This window comes from Pseudoalteromonas sp. S2755 (genome assembly GCF_005886535.1).
Classification (GTDB): Bacteria; Pseudomonadota; Gammaproteobacteria; order Enterobacterales; family Alteromonadaceae; genus Pseudoalteromonas.
In genome coordinates this window covers 1-4,971 of the sequence record NZ_PNDS01000088.1, presented here as the reverse complement: position 1 = coordinate 4,971, position 4,971 = coordinate 1, and the positions used below count along the sequence as shown (strand labels likewise).

The 4,971-nt window shown below is 40.6% G+C and carries 2 protein-coding genes; both read left to right on the top strand.

Annotated elements, in window-relative coordinates:
• Positions 1-1,281 precede the first annotated feature (1,281 nt).
• Entirely contained in the window at positions 1,282-2,658 is a 1,377-nt protein-coding gene (locus CWC03_RS15265) for an MATE family efflux transporter (protein ID WP_138582619.1), read from the top strand.
• Positions 2,658-4,661 (top strand): excinuclease ABC subunit UvrB, encoded by a 2,004-nt coding sequence (gene uvrB, locus CWC03_RS15260; protein ID WP_138582618.1) that lies wholly within the window; start codon positions 2,658-2,660, stop codon positions 4,659-4,661. The genes CWC03_RS15265 and uvrB overlap by 1 nt, the downstream gene beginning before the upstream one ends.
• Positions 4,662-4,971 lie beyond the last annotated feature (310 nt).

Below are 4,971 nucleotides of genomic sequence, written 5' to 3'. Positions count from 1 at the left end.
ACCAACTGAGCTAAGGGGGAAGCGTATCTCTCAACGGGGCGAAATATTAATGACGACATTGCAAGGTGTCAACCACTAAAATCACAGAAACGTAAAAAACTCTACTAAGCGATGAATTAATGCGCTATTTGTTGGCTTTTTAGCTTGTTGAGTATTCTTGATATAGAGCCTATTGACTTTTACTGTTTGATTTTTGTTCCTCTGAGTGGGTTTTGATTGCAGCGCTCGACATGCCGCTTAGTAATCTAAGTAAAAGTTGAGCGATACGTAATTTATCCATCATTCATATGATGGCTTTTAGTGGATTGTGATTTCAATATGCCTACATGATGAAGATCTGCAAAATATGAAAGATAGGGCTGTTGTATTAGATTCCTAAATCATCGTGTAGGGGTGTCGAATAAAATTAACATATACAGTGTTTACTGTTTATCTATACAGTGGTATATTCTGCTTAATGTATTTTTTGAACGTTTTGTTTGAATTATATCCCTAACTGCTCATTTTATGATGTTTTCTTGAGATCTTTAAATCATTGCAATTATCACGTGAATACGATCAATGAGCATAAATAGTGTGATATTGATAATCGCTATTTAAACGCGGCGTGACAAACAGTAAGTAGTTACTATCATTAAAGTGAAAATCAATGACTTAATAAAAAGTTTAATTAAAACAGTTGGATATGTGTTCCTTGTTATTTTTAGTTGGCAGATGCTTTTTACTTCCAGAAGCAAGGTTAGCCTAGAGATCTAAATTGATCCAGTTGTTGTTTTAAGAATGATCGCACTACACACGTCATTGATCAAAATTACTCCAAGCTGAAAACCTTTATTCTATTGGCTTGGAGTGACTTATCCACGGAATCTGTGGATAACATTGTTTATTATTATTTGAGAAGTATTGCAAGACTATGAAATTAGGGCGCTGCAGCCGTTTCAAGTAAAATTCGATAAATATTTAATTTTAAGAATATCAATTAGTTATGTTTGGTCTGATATTTTTGTTTATTTGTTGTTCAGTGTGAAGCTTTTATGAACTTTTTACCACTTTGGCTGTGCAAAAAACATGCTACTTTGCAAGTGGGATTGTAACTTTTTTGTCAAAACATACTGAATCGTTATTTTCAACACTAAACCTTAATCCTGTAGCGTAATACAAGCTTTTTATAGGTAACTGTTGTTAATTTAGACTTTATAATGACTCTCAACGTTTACCGCATAGCGTCAACATCTTGAATAGCATACAATGAGCCGCTTAAAGTATCAGAAATAGGTTGTTATGACTCAAGCAAAGTCAAATTCCAATGGCAACGATATCCTTTTTGGTGATATTGGGGCGACTTTAAAGCGAATGACGATCCCCATGATATTCGGGATGATCACGCTGATGATGTTTAATCTCGTTGATACTTTCTTTATTAGTATGCTCGGCACCGAGCCGCTCGCCGCAATCAGCTTCACCTTTCCTGTTACCTTTACTGTAATTAGCTTAGCCATTGGGTTAGGTATTGGAACATCTGCCGTTATTGCTAAGGCTTTGGGTAGCAATTTGCTTGACGAAGCTAAATTTGATGCCGCAGTGGCTATTATTATCTCTGCGATATTAGTTTCATTACTTTCTATTCTTGGTTTTATTTTTGTCGATGAGATCTTTATTCTTCTCGGCGCAGGTGAAGCGGTTATGCCATTTATTCACGACTATATGTCCGTGTGGTTCATTGGCTCGATTTTATTGATAACGCCGATGATTGGTAATTCAGTGCTGCGCGCCAGTGGTGATACCAAAACACCAAGTTTAGTTATGGGGCTAGGGGGGTTAGTCAATGCGGTGCTGGACCCGATATTAATCTTTGGATTTGGGCCTATTGATGCAATGGGTGTAAAGGGGGCTGCTGTGGCCAGTGTATTGTCTTGGAGTCTAGGGGTAACTATCATTCTATATTTACTGATAGTTAAAAAGCGTCTTATCTCACTGACTGCAAAATATACCAGCTTCACAAATGCGGCGAAAAAAATTCTCACCATAGGCCTGCCTGCAGCTGGCGCAAATATGCTGACACCTTTAGCAATGGCGGTAATGACTGCACTTATTGCCAGTTATGGACCTGAAGCTGTGGCCGCGTTTGGTGTTGGGAGTCGTATCGAGTCTATCGCAAGTCTGGTGGTTTTAGCGCTTTCTATGACGTTGCCTCCCTTTGTAAGTCAAAACTTTGGTGCAAAACAATACCAGCGTGTGGCTGATGCCTATACCCAAACACTTAAATTTGTGCTTGGTTTTCAATTTGCGGTCTACTTAATACTGGTATTGAGCGCTTACTATATTAGTCATACTTTTGGTAATGAGCCTGCTGTCGTTGAAACCATACAACTATTTATTTATATCATGCCGCTAGGGTACGGCCTTCAAGGCGTTATCATATTAACTAATTCGTCATTTAATGCGTTGCATAAACCGATGAATGCGCTCATTCTAAGTGTGATCCGACTGTTCATATTTTATGTACCTATCGCTTATATAGGCTCACAGTTGGCTGGGTTGCCTGGATTATTTGCTGGCGCTGCTTTGGGGAATTTATTTACCGCAGCCATCGCCTACAATTGGTTTAAGAAAGTGATTAATGAAATTGCAGCAAGCGAGGTTCAAAAGGAGGCGTAATGGAAGATAAGTTTCAGCTAGTTTCTGAGTTTCAACCAAACGGAGATCAACCAACAGCGATTGCTCAGCTGTGCGATGGTTTAGAATCGGGTCTTGCACATCAAACCTTGCTGGGGGCTACGGGAACGGGTAAAACCTTTACTATGGCCAACATCATTAATAACCTTAACCGCCCGACGATTATTATGGCGCATAACAAAACGCTGGCGGCGCAATTGTATGGCGAAATGAAAGAGTTCTTTCCTCATAATGCGGTTGAGTATTTCGTCTCTTATTATGACTATTATCAACCCGAAGCTTATGTCGTTGCCAGCGACACATTTATTGAGAAAGACGCGTCTATCAACGATCACATAGAGCAAATGCGTTTATCTGCGACCAAGGCCTTGCTTGAGCGCAGAGACACTATCATCGTCGCCTCAGTTTCAGCGATTTACGGCCTTGGCGATCCCGACTCGTATATGAAAATGATGTTGTTATTGAAAGTCGGTGAAACTATCGATCAGCGTGATATGTTAAGGCGCTTGGCTGAACTACAATATACGCGTAATGATATGGATTTTAGCCGTGGTACCTATCGAGTTCGCGGTGAAGTTATTGATATTTTTCCTGCCGAATCGGAAACTATCGCGGTGCGGGTTGAGATGTTTGATGACGAGATAGAGCGGATCAGTTTGTTTGATCCCTTGACTGGCGCCGTTGAAAAACATCTAGTTCGCGCAACTATTTATCCAAAAACTCACTATGTAACGCCAAGAGAAAAGATCCTTGATGCCATTGAGCGCATTAAGGCAGAACTCAAAGACCGCCGTACTCAATTATTGGATAAAAACCGCCTAGTTGAAGAGCAGCGCATTGCTCAACGTACACAGTACGACATTGAAATGATGACCGAGCTTGGTTATTGCTCTGGTATTGAGAATTACAGCCGATATTTATCGGGGCGTGCGCCAGGCGAGCCACCACCAACTTTGTTAGATTATTTGCCGGATGATGCGCTTATGATCATCGATGAGTCTCACGTTACTGTTTCGCAGGTGGGTGCGATGTATAAAGGGGATCGCAGTCGTAAAGAAAACTTGGTTGAATATGGTTTTAGGTTACCGTCTGCGCTGGATAATAGACCACTAAAGTTTGAAGAGTTCGAAGCGATTTCGCCACAGACCATTTATGTTTCGGCGACTCCCGGTGATTATGAATTGAATAAATCTGCAGGTGATGTTGCCGAGCAAGTGATCCGCCCAACAGGGCTATTAGATCCAGAAGTAGAGGTGCGTCCAGTTGCAACTCAAGTTGACGATTTACTCTCTGAGATCTACAAACGGGTGGAAGTGAATGAGCGTGTACTAGTTACTACGCTAACAAAACGCATGTCAGAAGATCTGACCGATTATCTTAACGATCATAATGTTAAGGTGCGTTACTTACATTCTGATATCGATACCGTTGAACGTATGGAGATCATTCGAGACCTACGTAAAGGCGTTTTTGATGTACTAGTCGGCATCAACTTGTTACGAGAGGGCTTGGATATGCCTGAGGTTTCATTGGTTGCCATACTCGATGCAGATAAAGAAGGCTTTTTACGCTCGACGCGCTCTCTTATTCAAACAATTGGCCGCGCTGCACGTCACTTACATGGTAAAGCGATCTTGTATGGTGATAGGGTGACGAACTCGATGCGCCAAGCGATAGATGAAACGCAAAGACGTAGAGAAAAGCAAGAGGCGTATAATGAGGTTAATGGCATTACACCAACGGCGCTCAATAAGAAGATCACGGATGTGATGGATCTCGGCGAGGAAGTGGCTGATGACAAAGTGGTGGATATCGATGCCAAATTTAAACCAGGTATGCCTGCAATGGATGCGAAAGAGATCGCCAAAGAAATAGACCGACTTGAAGCACAAATGATGAAGTTTGCTAAAGAGCTTGAGTTTGAAAAAGCAGCTCAAGCGCGCGATCAAGTGCAGATCTTACAAAAGCGTTTGATTAAAGCGTAGGGCTAAAACGTCGGCTTTAAAGAATAAAAAAGCATGTGGCCACCACATGCTTTTTTATTGGTTGGGTAGGTTGCTTTATACCAATTGAATTAATTCTCTAATCAATTTGAAGGGTGAAATAGCATATTAGCTTCGTTAAAAATTTCTCATTTAGAACAACTAAATAGCAAAATTTTTGCCTTGCTACTAAAGCTATTTCCCCGCTTCAAGATAGATCATTTACTTAATACAACTGGTATTATTAATTTGGTTTTTTGAAAAACCTAAACGCAATTAGCGTTAACGTTTACATTCGCATTGATACGGAACG